This is a genomic window from Anaerolineae bacterium (assembly GCA_013178015.1).
Taxonomy (GTDB): Bacteria; Chloroflexota; Anaerolineae; order DRVO01; family DRVO01; genus Ch71.
Genome location: JABLXR010000037.1, coordinates 22,243 through 39,479, shown reverse-complemented (window position 1 = coordinate 39,479; position 17,237 = coordinate 22,243). Strand labels below are relative to the sequence as shown.

13 protein-coding genes and 1 pseudogene are annotated in these 17,237 nt (G+C 66.1%); 4 read left to right on the top strand and 10 right to left on the bottom strand.

The features are described from left to right. Window positions 1–87: 87 nt before the first annotated feature. Together HPY83_14250 and HPY83_14245 are read right to left on the bottom strand one after the other, a co-directional pair. On the bottom strand, window positions 88–1,845 hold the full coding sequence (locus HPY83_14250) for an ABC transporter ATP-binding protein (protein ID NPV09112.1): 1,758 nt from the start codon (window positions 1,843–1,845) through the stop codon (window positions 88–90). 92 nt (window positions 1,846–1,937) lie between these two features. Next, window positions 1,938–3,683 carry an ABC transporter ATP-binding protein gene (locus tag HPY83_14245; GenBank protein ID NPV09111.1) on the bottom strand — a complete coding sequence of 582 codons (1,746 nt, stop codon included), beginning with the start codon at window positions 3,681–3,683 and terminating at the stop codon, window positions 1,938–1,940. An 834-nt stretch (window positions 3,684–4,517) separates the two neighbouring features. On the opposite strand from HPY83_14245, the gene HPY83_14240 reads away from it, so the two are divergent. Beyond that, a complete protein-coding gene (locus HPY83_14240; GenBank protein ID NPV09110.1) occupies window positions 4,518–5,792 on the top strand; it encodes a hypothetical protein in 1,275 nt (424 codons plus the stop codon). A 135-nt stretch (window positions 5,793–5,927) separates the two neighbouring features. Beyond that, window positions 5,928–7,208 (top strand): hypothetical protein, encoded by a 1,281-nt coding sequence (locus tag HPY83_14235; protein NPV09109.1) that lies wholly within the window; start codon window positions 5,928–5,930, stop codon window positions 7,206–7,208. Between the two features lie 64 nt (window positions 7,209–7,272). Here the strand turns inward: HPY83_14235 and HPY83_14230 are convergent, their stop codons facing one another. The 5 genes from HPY83_14230 to HPY83_14210 all read right to left on the bottom strand — a co-directional run bounded on the left by HPY83_14230 (window position 7,273) and on the right by HPY83_14210 (window position 12,769). Beyond that, on the bottom strand, window positions 7,273–8,409 hold the full coding sequence (locus HPY83_14230; GenBank protein NPV09108.1) for a carbon-nitrogen hydrolase family protein: 1,137 nt from the start codon (window positions 8,407–8,409) through the stop codon (window positions 7,273–7,275). Beyond that, window positions 8,406–10,559, bottom strand: coding sequence for a family 20 glycosylhydrolase (locus HPY83_14225; protein ID NPV09107.1), 2,154 nt, complete (start codon window positions 10,557–10,559; stop codon window positions 8,406–8,408). Before HPY83_14225 ends, HPY83_14230 begins: the two co-directional genes overlap by 4 nt. 95 nt (window positions 10,560–10,654) lie before the next feature. Beyond that, complete coding sequence (locus tag HPY83_14220) at window positions 10,655–11,011, bottom strand: DUF5615 family PIN-like protein (GenBank protein NPV09106.1); 357 nt, start codon at window positions 11,009–11,011, stop codon at window positions 10,655–10,657. Continuing rightward, window positions 11,008–11,247, bottom strand: a complete 240-nt coding sequence (locus HPY83_14215) for a DUF433 domain-containing protein (GenBank protein NPV09105.1) — start codon at window positions 11,245–11,247, stop codon at window positions 11,008–11,010. Before HPY83_14215 ends, HPY83_14220 begins: the two co-directional genes overlap by 4 nt. A gap of 226 nt (window positions 11,248–11,473) precedes the next feature. Next, complete coding sequence (locus HPY83_14210) at window positions 11,474–12,769, bottom strand: hypothetical protein (protein NPV09104.1); 1,296 nt, start codon at window positions 12,767–12,769, stop codon at window positions 11,474–11,476. 95 nt (window positions 12,770–12,864) lie between these two features. Here HPY83_14210 and HPY83_14205 point away from each other — a divergent pair, with 95 nt between their 5' ends. Together HPY83_14205 and HPY83_14200 are read left to right on the top strand one after the other, a co-directional pair. Continuing rightward, window positions 12,865–13,140, top strand: coding sequence for a hypothetical protein (locus HPY83_14205; protein NPV09103.1), 276 nt, complete (start codon window positions 12,865–12,867; stop codon window positions 13,138–13,140). After that, window positions 13,125–13,661 (top strand): DUF3368 domain-containing protein, encoded by a 537-nt coding sequence (locus HPY83_14200; GenBank protein NPV09102.1) that lies wholly within the window; start codon window positions 13,125–13,127, stop codon window positions 13,659–13,661. The genes HPY83_14205 and HPY83_14200 overlap by 16 nt, the downstream gene beginning before the upstream one ends. Before the next feature lie 32 nt (window positions 13,662–13,693). Here HPY83_14200 and HPY83_14195 read toward each other — a convergent pair. From HPY83_14195 to HPY83_14185, 3 genes and pseudogenes are all read right to left on the bottom strand, one after another. Next, a pseudogene (locus tag HPY83_14195) lies at window positions 13,694–14,407 on the bottom strand (nucleoside phosphorylase). Window positions 14,408–14,535: 128 nt separating this feature from the next. Continuing rightward, complete coding sequence (locus tag HPY83_14190) at window positions 14,536–15,588, bottom strand: hypothetical protein (GenBank protein NPV09101.1); 1,053 nt, start codon at window positions 15,586–15,588, stop codon at window positions 14,536–14,538. Then, on the bottom strand, window positions 15,585–16,733 hold the full coding sequence (locus HPY83_14185) for a hypothetical protein (protein NPV09100.1): 1,149 nt from the start codon (window positions 16,731–16,733) through the stop codon (window positions 15,585–15,587). The genes HPY83_14190 and HPY83_14185 overlap by 4 nt, the downstream gene beginning before the upstream one ends. Window positions 16,734–17,237 lie beyond the last annotated feature (504 nt).

Here is a 17,237-nt window from a genome sequence, read left to right as displayed (position 1 = left end):
CTCTCCCCCTCTCCCTGTCTCCCCCTCTCTCCCTCTCCCTGTCTCCCCCTCTCTCCCTCTCCCTGTCTCCCCCTCTCCCCCTCTCCCCTACCGCCCATCCTCCTCGTCCGATCCCACGTCACCGCGCCAGAGGCGCTGCATTTCCTCGGAAGTCTTCAGCAGTTCGTCCAGCGTGCCCTGGGCCACCACCCTCCCGTCTCTGAGCACGATGATGTGGTCGGCCCGACGGAGCACCGCCCGCCGATGGGACACCACCAGGCAAGTGACCTGGCGCCGGGCGAACACCCCCTCCCATAGTTGCCGCTCCGTCTCCACGTCCAGAGCGCTGGAGAGATCGTCCACCACCAGCAGTTCAGCGTCGCGCACGAACATGCGGGCCGCTGCCGCCCGCTGGCCCTGCCCGCCCGAGAGCCGCACCCCTTTGGGCCCGATCACCGTGTCCAGGCCCTCAGACATGAGAGCCACGTCCTCGCTGAGGACCGCGGCCTTCACCGCGTCCCACAGGTCTACCTTGTCCTCGGGCAAGCCCATCAGGATGTTGTCCCGCAGGCTCTCGCTGAACAGGCGGGGCACCTGGGAGGTGTAGGAGGCGCGGGGAGGCACCAGGAAGTCCGCCGGGTCCTCCACCAGCTCGCCGTTCCAGCGGATCTCGCCCCTCTCTCGAGGGACGAGCCCTAAGAGAGCGCGCAGGAGCGTGGTCTTGCCGGAGCCGATGCGGCCGGTGACCACGGTGAACGAGCCCCGGGGCAGGTCGAGGCTGACGTCCTCGATGCCCCGGCCGCTGTCGGGATAGCGATAGGTGAGCCCTGTGGCCTGCAGCCGCTCCAGCCGATGCTCCGCGGTCTTGGCCTGGTAAGGGACGGGAGGGAGCTTCCCTCGCATGTAGACAGGCGCGTGCTTCACCGGGGTGTCGGGAGAGGCATCCTGTAGCAGCTGCACCATGCGTTCGAACGAGACGCCCACCTGCTTGTAGCGGGCCAGCAGGGAGCCGATCATGTAGGAGAACTCGGTGGCGTAGTTGAGGTAGTAGACGAAGAGGGCGAAGTCGCCCACGGTGAACGTGCCCGACCTGATGGCCTGCCCTGACATCAGCAGTATGAGCCCGGTACCCAAGTTGACCGCGTTGTAGAACACCGAGTGCATGACCTCGTGGAACACTCGATCCCGCAGGGCGGCCACCCGGCGATCTTCGCTCAGCCGGTCCAGGTGCTCGATCATGCGATCCTCAGCGTTGGCCACTTTGACCGCCTGGGCTGAGTCGAACATTTCGGCGATGAAGTCCACCACGATGCCGGTAGCCTTCCGGCTGGCCCGGCGGTAGGTGGTGAACCGCTCTCGGGCCAGGTTCGCCGCCACCATCACCAGGAGGAGAGGGATGAACACCACCAGGGCGATCCGGGCGTTGATGCCAAGCATGACTACCACGGCCACGATACTGAAGATGGTGGTACCGACGAGGAAGAGGTTGGCCGCCAGGAAGTTCACTGCCTCTTCCACGTCGCCACCGAAGCGGCTGATGGCCTCGCCGGTGGAATAGGGCAGCGCCCGAGCCCCTGGCCGGTCCAGGATGTGCTCGAACAGGTTGCGCCGCAGCAGAGCCCGAATGGTGAAGGACCACTGGTAGTTGAGGGCCACGTCCACGAAGACGAAAGCTACCCGGGCCAGGCCGACGGCCACAATGAGGGCAGCCAGGGCCCAGGGGCCGATCGTGGCTGGGGCGTCCCCAGTGAGGGTGTCGAAGAACCTCTGCACGATGAGCCCGCCCGCCTGAGGGATGGCGGCGAAGATCGCGGTGCGCAGCGCCGTCATGAGGATGAAGCGCCCCGTTTGGTAGCGCATCATCATCCACAGGTACTTCCAGGTGGGAAGCGGCCTCGGCGGCTCACTCTCCCTACCGACGGTGACGGGCACTACGCCAACCTCCGCCGAGATCTGGCTCACGCCAGCACCTCCTCCAAGCCCGTCTTGAGCAAGCCGCTGAAGCGCGAGCCCGGATCGGCGGCCAGCACCTCCCGGTCGCCGTGTTCCAGGATCCTGCCCTCTTCGATGATCATGATCTCGTCCGCCCGCAGGACGGTCCCCAGCCGGTGAGCGATGATGACGCCGGTGCGATCTTTGAGTAGGCGCTCCACCGCCCGCTCGATGAGCTGCTCGGTGGCTGGGTCCAGCCGGGAGGAGGCCTCGTCCAGCACGATCAGCCCGGGGTCCTTGAGGAAGATGCGGGTGAAGGCCAGGAGCTGCGCCTCGCCGCTGGAAAGCCCGCTGCCGCCCGACTCGATCTCGGTGTCCAATCCCTCGGGCAGGGACTCGAACCATTCCTGGAGGCCCAGCTCGCCGATCACCCGGAGGATACTCTCATCGGAGATGCCGCGGTCGAAGAACGTCAGGTTGTCGCGCAGGGAGGCATGGAAGAGCTGGACATTCTGGGTGACCATCCCCACACCCCGGCGAAGCTCGGCCAGGGGCAGGTCCCGTATGTCCACTCCTCCCAGGCGCACGGTCCCCTCCTGGGGTTCGTAGAGGCGGAAGAGAAGGCGGCTGATGGTGGTCTTGCCCGATCCGGTGCGGCCCAACAACCCCATCACCCGGCCCGGCTCCAGGCGGAAGCTCAGGTCTCCGAGCACGGGCTCGTCGGCGTCGTAGCTGAAGGACACGCGGTCGAACTCGACCGACAGGGGGCCGGGGGGCAGGAGCGACGTGCCGTGCTCGACGATGGTGGCCTCGGTGGCGAACAGCTCCCGAATTCGGGTAATGCCGGCAGAGGCGCGCTGCAGGTCCTCCAACTGCTGAGAGATGCGCTGAATAGGTCGGTTGATGAGGTTGGTGTAGTTGAAGATGAGGTATACAGTGCCGATGGTGACCAGGCCGGCCTGGTAGACGTAGGCACCCACCGCCAGGGCGAGGGCGTTACCCACCACAAAGATCATGGTGGAGGTGTTGATCATCACGTTGGTCATGAGCCCGGCCCGCAGGTGCTCCCTGAGGATGCGACGCATGAGTTCGTAGAAGCGGCGCATGACGTAGGCTTTGGCCCCGGCGGAGCGTATGTCCTCGGTGCCCGCCAGCCGCTCCTCCAGAAAGCCGAACAGCTCGGCGCTGGCCTCGCGAGCCGCGTGCCACTGAGGCACGGCGATGCCGCGCAGTCGGTTCAGCACCGCCATTGCCAGCACGACGAACCCAGTCAGCACCAGCCCCACCCGCCAGTCCTCCTGGAAAAGGAGCCCGAGGATCACCAGCAGCAACAGGGCATTGCCCAGAAGCTGAATGGTGAACTGGGAGAAGAAGTTCGACAGCGAGGTGACGTCGCCATCTACGCGTTCGATCATCTCTCCCGGGGTGTGCCGGTTGTGGAAAGACATGTCCAAGTGAAGGCAGTGGCGAGCCAGGTCGGAGCGCAGGGCGTTGGTGGAAGTCCAGCCCACATTCTCGCCCAGGTACGCCGCACCCACAGCGGCACCCTGCTGGGCCACCGCCAGCATGATGAAGAGGAGGGCAGACCGCAGAAGGGCGTCGTCCGTGGCTCCGCTGCGAGCGGCGTCAATGAAGTAGCGCATGATCTGGGGGTTGACCGCCTGCAGGGCGATGCTGCCCAGGAGCAGCATAGCTAGCATCAGCACTCGTCTCTGCTGGGGGCGGATGTAGTCCGCCAGCAGAGTCCAGTACTGCCGGAGCGGAATCCTCATGGACTCACCCCTCCCCGAGGGCTTTCACATCAACTGCCGGGCGAACCCGATGCCGGCGTGCCACGAATACCTCCCTCGAGACCTGCCGTACCCGGGCCAGTTCAGCCCAGGCCGTTGCCGGCCTGGGCCTACGGGAACTCCTCTGTGCAGCTGCGTCTCCGGTGTGGCCGGACCAGGCCTCCGACTGGACCCAGCCAGATCTGCCTGCTGCTTCGCGCAGGAAACCAGGCCTGACAGGGCTCATTCGGTGCGCGAGTAATTAGATGAGGCACTCGCCAGAGCATACAACTCGAGGCGGCCAAGGGCAAGCAAGAGGTGATGGCCCAGAACCCGTAGTGCCGCCTCCGACCAACACCGCCGCGCAGGGCCTTCGCCGCGCTCGCACTAGGCGAGCCAGCCTCGACTGCACCGCGGGTATACCTTCCTTCGAGGAGTTCGCGCGCCCACGCGCGACAGGCCTCCTCCAGCCCACATGTTCGCCCGAGCGCCGCCGGGCCTAGGGCGTGTATTCTTGACGGCAAAGAGCCAACCACCCCCGAGGAGTTCGCGCGCCCACGCGCGACAGGCCTCCTCCAGCCCACATGTTCGCCCGAGCGCCGCCGGGCCTAGGGCGTGTATTCTTGGCGGCAAAGAGCCAACCACCCCCGAGGAGTTCGCGCGCCCACGCGCGACAGGCCTCGCCCACCGGAGGGTCCTGCCTGGGCACCGCCGCGAACGGCCTCGAGCCCGCTTTGCCAGTGTCGCCCTGCTGCTGTATCAAGGTGCTATCTCATCTGGCAGAGAGCGGCGGCACGCGACATAGTGGAAGAGCTACATCCTGAGGCACGTCGCCACTTGAGGCGCAACTACCTTCTCGGGCTCCTCAATGGTGGCATCTTCAGCCTGGGCGACGCCCTCCAAGACACCAATCTGGTCCTGAGCGTATTCGTCAATCAGCTCAGCGGGTCGAACGTGTTCGTGGGGTTCCTCCAGCCCCTGCGCCTGGGGGGCTGGTTCCTGCCCCAGTTGCTGCTCTCCGGGCGCGTGCAGGCGGCGCCGCAGAAGATGCCCTTCTACCGCCTGGGTGCCACCCTGCGCATAGCCTCGGTATCCGCCCTGGCGGCCTCCACCTTCCTGGTTACCGACCGCCAGCTCCTCTTGGCCCTCATGTTCCTGTTCCTGGGGACCTTCTCCCTCACTGGGGGGCTGTCGGGTCTGGCCTACATGGATGTGGTGGCCAAGACCATACCCTCTCGCATGCGGGGTGGCTATTTCGCCTGGCGCATGTTCCTGGGAGGGCTGCTAGCCCTGCTGGGCTCTCTGGTGGTGCGGCACGTTCTCAGCGACACTGCGCGGTACCAGTTCCCGCGCAACTACGCCATTCTGTTCCTTCTGGCGGCCTTCGCCATCGGCATTTCCATGACCGCCTTTGCCTTCACCAAGGAGCCGCGCGATGGCCAGGTGCAGCCCCGGGCGAGCCTGCCGGAGCAGTTGCGGCGGGCCGGCTCTCTGCCTCGGGGCAACGCCGACTACCGCCATTTCCTGGTGGCGCGGGTGCTGCTCATGGTGGCGGAGATAGCCTCGCCTTTCTACATCCTCTACGCCAGTGCGGTAGTGGGGCTGCCTACAGCCATGGCAGGCACGTACCTCATGGTGGCTACTGCAGCCAACATTGCCTCCACCTACTTCTGGGGCCGGGTGAGCGACCGCGCTGGCAACAGGGCCCTGCTGCGCATCGCCTGCGCGCTCGGAGGCGTCGCCCCGCTGGTGGCTCTCACGGTGCTGCCCCTGGCACGGGCCGTGGGCGGTGCCAGCGGGGCGGTGGCCACCATCCTCTTCGGGGTGGTGTTCGCCACTCTGGGCGCCTCCCGCACTGCGGTCAACGTCGGGGGACAAGCCTTCCTGCTGGACATCGCGCCCGCCCACGACCGGCCCATCTACCTAGGGTTTACCAACACCCTGGTGGGCATCGCCTCCCTGACCAACGTACTGGGGGGCTTCATTGTTGAGGCGCTCGGTTACTGGGCCCTGTTCGCCCTCGCCTTGGCTTTCTACGCTGGGGCCGGCGTCGCCATCACGCGCGCCGCTGAGCCGCGGTCTCTGGGTGAAGTGTCGTCCGTACCGCGCTGAGCCTTCCCTGCCCGGCCCAGGGGCCGCCCCTTACGGCCCCAGAGATCCCGCCCCTCCCTATGCGGCGCGCGGGTGCCCAGCACCGGCAGGGATGGTACACTGTCGAGATGCCTCGGCTCGGGGATCTCCCTATCCATGCTGGAAGAGCTTCATCCGCACGCTAGGCGTCACCTGCGCCTGAACTTCGCTCTCGGAGTGGTGAACGGCGTGGCCTTTGCCCTGGCCGATGCCCTCCAGGACCCCACCCTCGTCTTGAGCGTCTTCATCGCCCGCCTCACCGATTCACCCATCTTGGTAGGGCTGCTGGTGCCGGTGCGGATGGGGGGCTGGTTCCTGCCCCAGCTGCTGATATCCGGTCGTGTGCAGGCAGCACCGGCGAAACTGCCCTACTATCGGATGGCGGCAGCCCTGCGGATATCGGCCAACTTCGCCCTGGCCCTGGCCGCCCTTTTGCTTCCGGGCGGTGGCCTCCTGCTGGCCCTAACCTTCCTCTTCATGTCCGTCAACACCCTGAGTGGAGGCCTATCCGGGCTGGCCTTCACCGACGTGGTGGGAAAGACCATACCTTCCCGGATGCGAGGCCGGTTCATGGCCTGGCGCATGTCCATCGGCGGATGCCTGATACTGCTGGGCTCCTTGGTAGTGAGCTACGTGCTGGACGATGCCCGAGGCATCCCCTTCCCTCGCGACTACGGCATCCTGTTCGTCCTCTCCGCCGTCTCCCTGGCCGTGTCGCTGGGTTCGTTCGCTTTCGTGCGGGAGCCGAGGGACCGCAACACCCGTCCGCGGGCCAGCGTTCCGGAGCAGTTGCGGCGGGCGACCGCCTTGCCCGGGCGCAACGTCGCCTACCGCTGTTTCATGGCCGCCCGGGTCGGCTTCATGCTGGCGGAGATCGCCGGCCCCTTCTACATTCTGTACGCTAAGCTTGTCTTCGGGCTCCCCGACGCCATCGCTGGCTCATACCTCATGGTAGCCACCGTAGCCAATATTATGTCCACGTACATGTGGGGACGGGTGAGCGACGGGGTGGGCAACCGAGCGGTCCTGCGGTTGGCAGCCCTACTCGGTGTGCTGGTGCCCCTACTCGCCGTGACCGCCGTTCCCGCTTTCCGCGCTCTCGGGGCGCCCGGTTGGTTCGCCCTCGGCTACTTCGGCCTCGTCTTCGCCCTCCTGGGTGTGACCCGCACCGGCATCTTCATCGGGGGCACCAACTTCCTACTGGACGCCGCCCCAGCCGACGATCGTCCCATATACATCGGGCTGACCAATACCGCGACAGGCATCGCCTCGCTGGCTACGGCCCTCGGAGGCGTAGTGGTCCAGACGGCGGGGTTTGGTGCCGTCTTCGCCCTGGCACTGATCCTGTACCTGACGGCCGGCCTGGTGATGTGGCGCTCGCCCGAGCCCCGTCGGTGAGGCAGCGCCCTGGGGCCAGGCGCATCTCCAGGCAAGTCCGGCTCGTGGGGCGCCTGAGCTCAGCTCACAGCCACACGTTCAGCAGGCTGGCCCCATGTACATGCTCCGCCTCGAACACCTGTCCATCTCGGACGACGATCGTGTGGCCATCCGCGCCCAAGTCCCAGAGGCTACCATGCAAGAAGACATTGATGCCGACTCTGGCGCCGGATGAGGCTATGCGGCCGGGCAGGGCGTACCGCAACCAGGCTTCGCCCTCAGACAGCGAGGTTGAGGGAGCATCCGTACCGCCATGCGGGCTCGCCCGGGAAACGACATCCCCAGGCCATGGGCGATCCCAGGCGCCAGTGGGGATGAGGTAAGAGGGAACTGCCACCAAGTCCACGCCTTCTCGTCGTAGGATCTCGTAGGGCTCCGGATGCCACGAGTCGGCACAGATCAAGACGCCGAGGCAGCCCGCCGGTGTATGGAAGACGGTCAGGTCCTGCAGCTCTCCGGAGGCCGTGAAAGGCTGCTCGTCCGGCGTGGGATGGATCTTGCGCACCAAGTTCGGGTAGGGCATGCCATCGGGGCCACATAGCGCAGTGACGTTATGCAGCGGACCGTCGGTGCAGACCACCCGACCGGCCAGCACCCGCGGGCGGGGGAGCACCACGGAGCCCCCTACCACGGTGACACCGAACCGGGAGGCCAGGCGCGAGAACACGTTGTGATAGCCGCGAGCCATCGCCGCGCCCTTGGATCGAAACAAGCTGTAGCGCAAGCGGTCGCAGGCCGGCGATCTGAGCCACCAGCCGAGCGTCCGAGGCAGGTTTGCGGCCATGATCCAGGCGGCGGCACGGGAGACGGTGACAGCGGAGTAGACCTGGCGCTTCTCGTCTGCTGCCACCAGCCAAGTGCCGATATGCTCGGGGAACACCACCACCGACTTGGGGTTGAGCCAGCCTCGTTCTCTGGCCTCTGCCAGGTAAGCGGACAGCTTGCAGTACAGGCTCTGCCAGGTGACGTAATCTGATGGCACCACGTAGGGCTGCACGCCGAGCATGTTGCCGAGCCCAGCGTCGGCTCCATGCTCGGCGGCGTAGTCCAACTGAAGCTCCGGTTCACCGTGCTCCCGGACGTGCCCGGAGCCCCTCCACAGCTCGTAGGCGACCGCCGCTGCGAGCAAGCCCAGGGCGGCGGCAAACCGTCCGCGGTTCAACTGATCTCCGCCAGCACCTCTCCCAGCCGGCGCTCCGCCACCTCAGAGGCGATGGCCCCCTCCAGCGAGGCCAGCACCTCGGTGACGTAGGCCCTCAGGTGGCTCAGGTCTCGCAGGAGCTGGGGCAACAGGTAGGGCCGCTTCACCTCCTCCCCGAAGGCGAGCATAGCATCGAAGCCGTGCAGAGCGCGCAGGAGCTTCTCGCGTGCCTCGGCCAGTGCCCCGGCCCGCCCGTCGGCGCTCGTTCCGGCGAGGGCAGCACGGGCGAGGTCGGTGCTCTGCAGCAGGGCCTCGTAGAGGTCCACCACCGCAATCAGCCGCTCGCACTCAAACAGGTACTCGTCTATCAGCTCCGGGTCGGGGGCATTGTTGCGGCGCTGGCTGAAGAGGGCATGCGCCCGCCGCAGGTGAGTCCGGGAGCGGGTGATGGTAGACATCAGGCGGCGGTCCCATCCCCGTAGCTGGCGCAGCACGTTCCTGGGGTACTCGTTCCGGGCGGCGGAGTAGGTGTGCCAGTAGTAGAGCAGGTTGTCCAGCACCCCCGGCACCAGGGGCATGCTGTCGTAGACCTGGTCCCACTTCTCGAAGGGCTCCACGGCGTCGAAGCCGGTAGTGCCCATGACCTTGCGAGCGTACTTGCTCTTGAACTGGTACAGGTCACCGGAGGTGGTCTGGTTCCAGGCGTACTCGGCCAGGCAGACGTAGTTGCGGTCGAAGGCCGCGTCGAAGACGCAGTAGGCGTCCGCTCCCTCGGCGCCGGCCCGGTGCCCGAGAGCCAGGTGAGGATAGATGTTAGAGGTGTAGCTCTGGGTGAAGAGCCAGAAGTAGTACCCGGGCATGGGGGTGGTCCAGGCCCGCAGATCTACTTCCCCGGGGATCTCCAGCACCGGTTCGTCGTAGCGCCACCACTGCAGAATGATGTGGTCCTTGACGCCCGCTTGCGCCAGCTTGTCCACGAACTCAGGAGTAAGGGCGCCGCTGCGGGAGAGGTGGTCGTTCCAGAGGGTGATGTGGTTGATCCCCTTGTCCAGCAGGTGGCGGGTGGTCTTGAGCACGTATTCGGTGAGCAGTTCCTCCTGGCTGCGCTCGCGGCACTCGGGGCACTTGCACCAGGGATCCACCACTCTCTCCGGGTCCTGCTCGTCCGTGCCGGTCACGGGGTAGATCTCATCCAGGCCCATGTGGAACCAGTCCACCCCGTTAGGGGCCAGGTAGCGGTCAATGATGCTATCCCAGAGCTCGAAGAGGAACTCGTAGGTCTTGGGGTTGCTCAGGCAGTAGCCGTACCCGGTAGGGCGACCAGCCTCGTCCTTGGAGGACAGCTCCGGATGTGTGTGGGGGATGAGCGTGGTGTGCCCAGGACCATTGAAGTGGGGGCGCACCGTGATGTTGCGGCTCTTGGCGTAGGCCACCAGGTCGCCGAAGAAGTCTTCCTGGAACATGAGCGGCAGGTAGGTGATGGCCTTCCACTCTTGGTCCCTAGCGGAGTAGTAGCGGATGGTCTTGGGCGTCTGCAGTTCGGGGTGATCGGGGAAGGGAAGCATCAGGAACTCGGTGCGCTTGCCCTCGTACTGGACGCACCAGCAGCAGTACACGCCCACGCCGAAGGCGTTCATCTTCAGCGCTGCCATGTAGTCCACCAGTTCCTTCCAGTCGTCGAGGGTCATCAGATCGGGGCCCCACTTGGACTCCACGTAGAGCCCGCGGTATTTGTAGTCGGGCCAGTCGCCTATGCGAACCCCCTCGACGGTGAGGTCGCCCTCTTGCTGCCGCAGAATCTGGACCAGGGTCTGAGCAGCGTAGAAGGTGCCGGCCGGGCCTCGGCCCCTCAGGGCGATGCTGTCGGCGTCGGCGACCAGGGCGTAGGCCTCGGGGTTGTCGGCGGTAGCGTCCAGGACCCGGGACAAGGCGGGACCAGAGGCGGCCGCGCCCACGCTGATGGGGATTCCCGTGCCGGGGGTTGGGCCCACGGATGGCCGCTGCCCGGCCGCCGCCTCGACGGCTCCGGCAATGATGTCGGCTGCTAGGCGCTCCAGGGGATCGGCGCCATCGGCCAGGACGATGTGGCAGTTGAGGGAGTCGCCCTTGGCGAGGGTAAGGATGGCGGGCAAGGTCTCGACGCGCTGGGGTTCGGGGAATATGAGGGCCATGTTACCTCCACTGGGTAGTTGGGTGTCGTGACGGCGCCACCGCGTCACCCTACCCCACGCCATCAAGCCCGACAGCCTGCGAATGGCGCGGGGCCTCAGGGGTTCAGGCGCCGGATGCGAATGGCGGCAGGCGAGATCACTACGAAGCTCCCGACAAGCTGGTGCGAGTGCTGCGAGACAGCACTGGCGACGAGGTCGGCCTTCCGGTCATTCGGCAGACCTGCCAATCGAAGCAGGATAGTCCCTTTGGCTGCCTTCTCTTGCCTAACCATCATCTCACCGAAGTCTTTGTCGCCGGTGATCAGTATGGCGTCCATCCTGTCGGCCAGATTGAGGACGGTGTCGTCGCTGGCCCCTCGAGCGATGTCGGCCACGTATGCCACGTCGTGACCGTCAGACAACAGTCGATCGACGATGGGCCGATCGACGTTCTCGTCCGCTATGAACTTCAACCGACGGGATCCCGAAGAGGGTAAACTACGTCAGCTCGCAGGGCATCGGCCGCGAAGGCCAGAGCGGCTCGAATGGCTTCTTCAGTCAAGGAAGGCTGAGCCTCCAGTATCTGCTCCACGCTCTCACCGGCTGCCAGTCTCTCCAGGATCGATTCTACCGTGATGCGGGTGCCGGCGATGACCGGCTTTCCCAGCATCTTCTTCGGATCGGACTCGATCAGACCTCGGTATCGCATGCTCGTTCCTGCCTGTCTGCATTGTCGGTCTAGCGTCCCTGCCACCAACTGGACCGAGATCCAAACCACTGCGGAGGCTGGGCAGTGATGGGGGAACGCCGGACGGCGATATGCACGCGCACAGCCGTAGTCTATGCCGCACCTCTTGAGGCAGCAACAGGTTGGGGGAAGCACCTTGCTCGACACGGCGCTTCCGTCGCTGCGCTCCCCGATTTAGCCACAGCAGTCAGTGCAGCCCCTGCAGCAGCTTCAGCCCCGCCTCCACCAGCATCTCTCCCGCACCTGGGGCAAGGACGGTGGAGGTCACCTCGTACCCTCCCTCGTCGAAGGCCTTACGAGTGGGGATGTAGCCGATGCTATCGTTGGCCAGCTCCACCACAAAGGTCGGCTTGAGGGAGGCCCGCCCCTTCAGGTCCAGCCCCAGCTCCACGAACAGCTCCCCCGGGAAGCCCACGATGCCGACCTCCCCAATTCGCAGCGCCTGCATGGTGGTCCGCAACGTCTCCGCCTGCATCCGGCCCAGGTCGCGGTCCCGCCGCGCAGCCACCACTTCCAGGGTGAAATCGGCCTCGCCTACGCTGACCTGCTCCACGATACGCTGCGCCTCGGCTGCCCGCTCGGGCGTCACCCGACGCAGGGGCAGGTCCACCTCGCCCAGGGCGCAGGACAGGGTGGCGGAATCGGCATAGTTGGCCCGAGCCAGGATCTTGAGGGCCTCTCCCGCCAGGGTGTTGCCGATGCGGCTGGGGTGGCTCTCCCCCTTGACTGGCCGTCCCTTGGCAGCCACGTCTATGTGGTTGAGATCCCCCATGGCACCGGGGTTGAAAAGCACCACCAGGTCGTCTCCGAAACGCGCCTGCAGCGCCCGGGTCAGGTAGTAGGGATAATCGGCGGATACGGAGCTGCCGCCGGTGGTGTCCAGGTGCACGGCGAAGTTGAGCCAGACGGCGACCGGGGAGCCATCCGGCCGGCGCACGGCCATAAGGCCGACCTCTGGGTCTATGGGACCGGCGGGGCGGACGATGTCGGGGTTGCCCACGCCCGGGTTGGTACGCAGGGTGCCGTCGCGCATCCAGAAGCGGCGGTTGAAGGACACACCGCCCTCGGAGCCCAGCCCGTGGGTGATCTGGGCCGGCCCCAGTCTCCGCTGCGCCAGCGCGACAGCGTCAGCGATCCTCTGCACCAGGATATCCGAGTACGCCGGCTCTACCGGGAACATGCCGGTGAGGCGGGTCTCAGGGCCGGTGTGAGTGTGGGTGCACCCCAGCAGCACCTGATCTGGACCCAGGCCGCACAGCTGAGCTATGCGGGACTTGGCGGCCGCTACCTGGGCGCCAGCCAGCCCGATCAGGTCACACGAGACGAGGGCAAGGGTGGTGCCTCCATCGCTCAGGCAGAGAGCCCGAGCGAAGAGGGGATCGTGGACGTCCTCGGCGCGCCGGGGCCGGTAGTAGCCAGCCAAGTAGGCGCCCAGGGGTGGGGTGATGTCGGTGGTTGCCGCTCCGGCGAGTAGGTTGGGCATGGTTGACCTCCGTGAGTGATGCCGGGTTTCCCAGAACATGCTACCATTGGTCAAGGTAGTTGTCTCTGCCATGACTCATGAGTCCGGGAGTGCCAATGGTTGAACCAGTCGCCGTTCAGATACGGTTGCCGGCTGAGGTGCTGGCTGCACTCCGTGAGCGCCAAGCTGGCGGCTCCGACGAGGACCGCGTGATGATGTCCTTGGCCCTCGGCCTGTTCGTGGAAGGCGTCGTGAGCTTGGCTCGAGCGGCCTCCCTCGCCGGAATGACACGCTACGAGTTCGCCCTGACCCTCAAGAGAGCAGGGCTGACTGCGTACGAGTACGGTAGAGAAGAGCACCAGGAAGACCTAGCCTCATTGGAGGAGGGTTAGGCTTCACTGTGGCCGCCGGGCCGGTTGTCGCTGATGCCAGTCCCCTCATCTACCTATCAGTGCTTGGTCGGTTCGAGTTGCTGCGGCGTCTCTTCGGTGTTGTCCATATCCCTGACGCAGTCTTGCAGGAAGTGGCGGCGCCGGCATTGAGCCTTCCGGGCTCCGCTGAGACTCGGGCGGCTGTGAAGGACGGGTGGCTGCGGCCCACTACGGTCCGCAACCGGCTGGCCGTGGAGGCCCTGCTCTCCGACCTGCACCCGGGCGAAGCGGAGGCTATCGTACTGGCCAGGGAGTTGGCGGCTCGACGGTTGCTGCTTGATGACCGGTTGGCCAGGAACCGGGCCAAAGCCCTCAACCTGCCCGTTACAGGTACTATCGGGTTGCTCTTGCTGGCCCGCCGGAGGCGAGAGCAGCTAGATATGCGCCATGACCTCGACACGCTCGTTCGACATGGGTTCCGCATCGCGCCAGATGTGTACGAAGCCGTTCTCCGAGATGTCGACCCACGGCCTCCACTGTGAGCGGCCCCAGCGGAGGTGGCAGGGGGCTGCTCCATCTCCAGGCACGCCTCCGCTGCCAGCCAGAACAGCCGCTCCCGCACGTCCGCGCGAGAGTTCCACTCCCGCGCATCCCACACGTCTCCGCTGACGTCGTCCCCGCCGTAGAGGATCTGACCAAAGGATACCCCACGGAAGCGGGCTACGGCGAAGAACGCGGCCGCCTCCATCTCCACCGTCAGGCACCCCTCCTCCCGCCGCAGATGCACCTTGCCCGGCGTCTCGCGGTAGAAGGCATCCGTGGTCCAGGTCTTGGCCCTGCGGTAAGGCAGCCCGCGCCGATCTAGCACTCGCTCGATGGCCGCCACCGCCTCGGGGCTGGCCTCTACCTCGCGGCTCGGCGGCAGGTAGTGGTACGAGGTGCCCTCGTCCCGCACGGCGCTCGTGGGCACGATCAGGTGACCGACGGCGATCTCCCGATCCAGCACCCCCGCCCCGCCCACAGCCACGAACCGGCGCGCCCCGGCCACGATGGCGTGCTCAAGCAGGGCGGCGGCCATGGGGGCGCCTACGCCCGGGTGGACCACCGCCAGCGGGCGGCCCTTCCACTCGATCTGGTATACTGGGTGCTCCCCCATCTCGCTGCGCTCGCAGGCCACCTGGCGGGCGCCCTGGCCAGAGCATACGCGGTCAAGCACCTCGCGGAAGAAGCACAGGACGCAGTGCTCCGGCAGGCGAGCGTCGCTGGGCGTCGGGCGCGGCTCGATGATGGCCCGCCTCTCGGGGTCATATTCCAGTATGGGATACTCGCGCCGCACCTACGACCTCCGAATGTCACGCAAACACCCAAAGGCGCCAAGAGGGGAAGAGCTTGGTGTGTTTGCGCCTTCGCGTGAGACTACCCACCTTCGTAGTCAGCTACCCCGTCGGCCAGGGCGAGCAGCGCTTCCACCCGCACGCCCGCGGGGATGTTCTCGGTGATGCCCAGGGCGAAGCGGCCCCCCGGCATGGCCTCCTCCAGCAACTGCCGGGTGAAGCGCCGGACCTCCTCGGGCGGCTCCAGGAACACCGAGCCGGGAAAGTTGATCCAGATCACTTTGCCCGGCCAGGCGGCCTTGGCCTGGGCCACGCCCAGGTTGCCCATAGGCGGCGGGGTGAAGGCCTCGATCACCGGCAGGCGGGTGCGGCCGATGGGTTCCACCAGGCTCGCCAGCCGGCCGTCGAAGTGCGACACCAGAAGCTTGTCCGCCTCGGCGGCGATGTCGGCCACCCGGCTGTAGTAGGGCACGTAGTAGGAGTCGAACACCGGCCCGCCCGCCACCAGGTCAGTAAGGTTGTCAGGACACCAGACGAGCGTCGCCGGCGACTGTACTACCAAACGATAGATGCGTTCGGCCAGCTCGTCGAGGGCCCGATGCAGGGACACGAACTCCGGCAGGCCGTCGGCCCCATCCAAGACCATCCGCTCCAGGTCCATCATCTCGATGTACATCTGCTGATAGGGCGAGCGGGTAGTCCAGGCCAGAGCAACGCCGTCGCCACCCAGATCAGCCTCAAGCTCGGCCACCACCTCGAAGTTGGGGTGCACAACGGTGTCCCGCACCATGAACTCGACCACGCGGTAGTCTTCGGGCCGGCGGATCATGTGCTCTACCACCCAGGAGCTGCCGTAGCCCGGTTCGGCCCGGCGCTTCTCGGTCACCTCGCCTACAGGAGTGCGGTAGGTGCGGTATGTGCAGAGCTGCTCGCCTTCCCAAACGTCTCGCGAGATCACCTCCACGTTGGGCATCTCTCGGGTGTAAGGCACGACCGACGAGACCAGGGCCAACCCTCTCTCGCGGAGGGCACGCTCCGCCTCGCCGCGCGGGAGCAGGGCGCTGTAGCAGCTCCAGGGCACAGCGTCCACCACCTCACCTCGCAGAGCCTTCAGCAGGCGCTCGCGCGGACTCATACCCCCTCCTGAAGCGGCGCCGGGTCGTCATCGTAGTAGCCATGCTCCAGGACGGTGTCCCACATGGCCAGGACGTTCTCGAGCTTGCAGGCCGGGTGAATCTCGGTGCTGGAGCCCAACCACAGCCGCCCGTCCGCGCCCGCCTCGGCAATGGTGCGCCGCGCCGTTGCCCGGACCTCGTCCTCGGTGCCGAAGGGAAGCAGCTGGCTGGCGTCCACCCCGCCCATGAGGATCCAGTCGGGGTAGCAGGCGCGGACGTCCCCGGCGTACATGCCCGAGAGCGGCTCCAGGGGGTTGATGCCGTCCACCCCGGCAGTCCGAAAGTCGTCCAGCACTTGCCACAGGTTGCCGTCGCTGTGGAAAATCACCTGGATGCCGTGCTGGTGCCAAGCCTCCACTAGCCGGGCGAGGCGAGGGAAGAACTCCTGGCGCAGGAAGGCGGGCGAGTAGAAGGTGGCGTTCTTGTCGGCAATGTCGGAGTAGACCAGGGCCACCGGCGACAGCTCCCGGTCCGCTGTTTCGTGCACCCGCTGGATCTCGGCCCAGTTGAGCGCCTCCAGCCAATCGGAGACCAGAGCCGGTGCCTCGTGGTAGCCGTAGATGAGCAGGTCCAGCCGGGCACGGATGTGGGCGGTATCCAGCCCGACTGGGCTCTCGAAGGGGAAGAGCACCGTATTCTCGCCCACCTTCTCCTGCAGCTCGAGGAACTGCTCCCGGGGTGACCGGGCTTCCACGCCCCAGACGTTCCCCTTGCCGGCGAAGGTCCACATGTCGCCGGGCTCCCGGTCGTAGATCTCGTCTATGTTGCGCCGGATGTACTCCAGGAGGCCCGAGACATCGCTGAATGGGCGTCCCACCAGCCAGGTCGTCCACCATTCCTGTTTGTAGGTGAAGCCGTCGGGGTTGGTGTAGGTGCGCTCCTCGGCCGGGGGCGAGATACCACGGGTGATGTCCAGGCATTGGCCGATGGTGCGGCAGAGGAGGTCGAGGCCGTTCTTGATGGTGACCTCCTCCCCGGTGACGTGCTCGATCAGGGGGATATGCTGGATGAGGTCGAAGATAGGCACGCGGTCGGGAAGATCACCGCGGAGGGTAGCTTCGATGCGTTGCCGGGCGGTCATGGTGTCACGAGGTAGTGGGCGCAATGGTCGTCTCCTCAGTCTGGCCTGCGATCACCGCGACGGAAGCTCTGGCGCTTTCTCCCACCGTTCGCTCAGCCATGAATAGCTGACGCATCGGTCAAGATGGTGCCCCGATTGGCATCCCACCTCGGTGCTGGGGCCGATCTGGCTCGCACGGTCCGCGGGGTACATTCCTCTCCGAGAGTCCAGAGCCATACTGCCATCAGCCTTCCTCCTGTCCTTCCGAGCGATCCCCTCGTCACCCGAGGAACAGCGTGTCACTGCGAGCGATCCCTCCTCACTCCCAGACGCTCCTGTCATTCGGTGCGACCCTTTCCCCCCGTTCCGAGCGTCCCCTATCGTCATCCCGAGCATCTCCGCATTGTCGTTCCTAAAACCCCTGTTGTCATTCCCAGAATCCCCTGCTGTCATTCCCAGAGCCGTCTGCTGTCATTCCCAGAACCGTCTGCTGTCATTCCGAGCGTAGCGAGGAATCCCCTGCTCCCGAACCTTGCAGATTCCTCGCTA

Coding starts and splice junctions, on each gene's coding strand:
- HPY83_14190 (NPV09101.1), bottom strand. CDS start 15,588: ATGAGTCCGCGCGAGCGCCTGCTGAAGGCTCTGCGAGGTGAGGTGGTG.
- HPY83_14250 (NPV09112.1), bottom strand. CDS start 1,845: ATGATGATGCGCTACCAAACGGGGCGCTTCATCCTCATGACGGCGCTG.
- HPY83_14225 (NPV09107.1), bottom strand. CDS start 10,559: ATGGCCCTCATATTCCCCGAACCCCAGCGCGTCGAGACCTTGCCCGCC.
- HPY83_14205 (NPV09103.1), top strand. CDS start 12,865: ATGGTTGAACCAGTCGCCGTTCAGATACGGTTGCCGGCTGAGGTGCTG.
- HPY83_14210 (NPV09104.1), bottom strand. CDS start 12,769: ATGCCCAACCTACTCGCCGGAGCGGCAACCACCGACATCACCCCACCC.
- HPY83_14235 (NPV09109.1), top strand. CDS start 5,928: ATGCTGGAAGAGCTTCATCCGCACGCTAGGCGTCACCTGCGCCTGAAC.
- HPY83_14245 (NPV09111.1), bottom strand. CDS start 3,683: ATGAGGATTCCGCTCCGGCAGTACTGGACTCTGCTGGCGGACTACATC.
- HPY83_14215 (NPV09105.1), bottom strand. CDS start 11,247: ATGCGATACCGAGGTCTGATCGAGTCCGATCCGAAGAAGATGCTGGGA.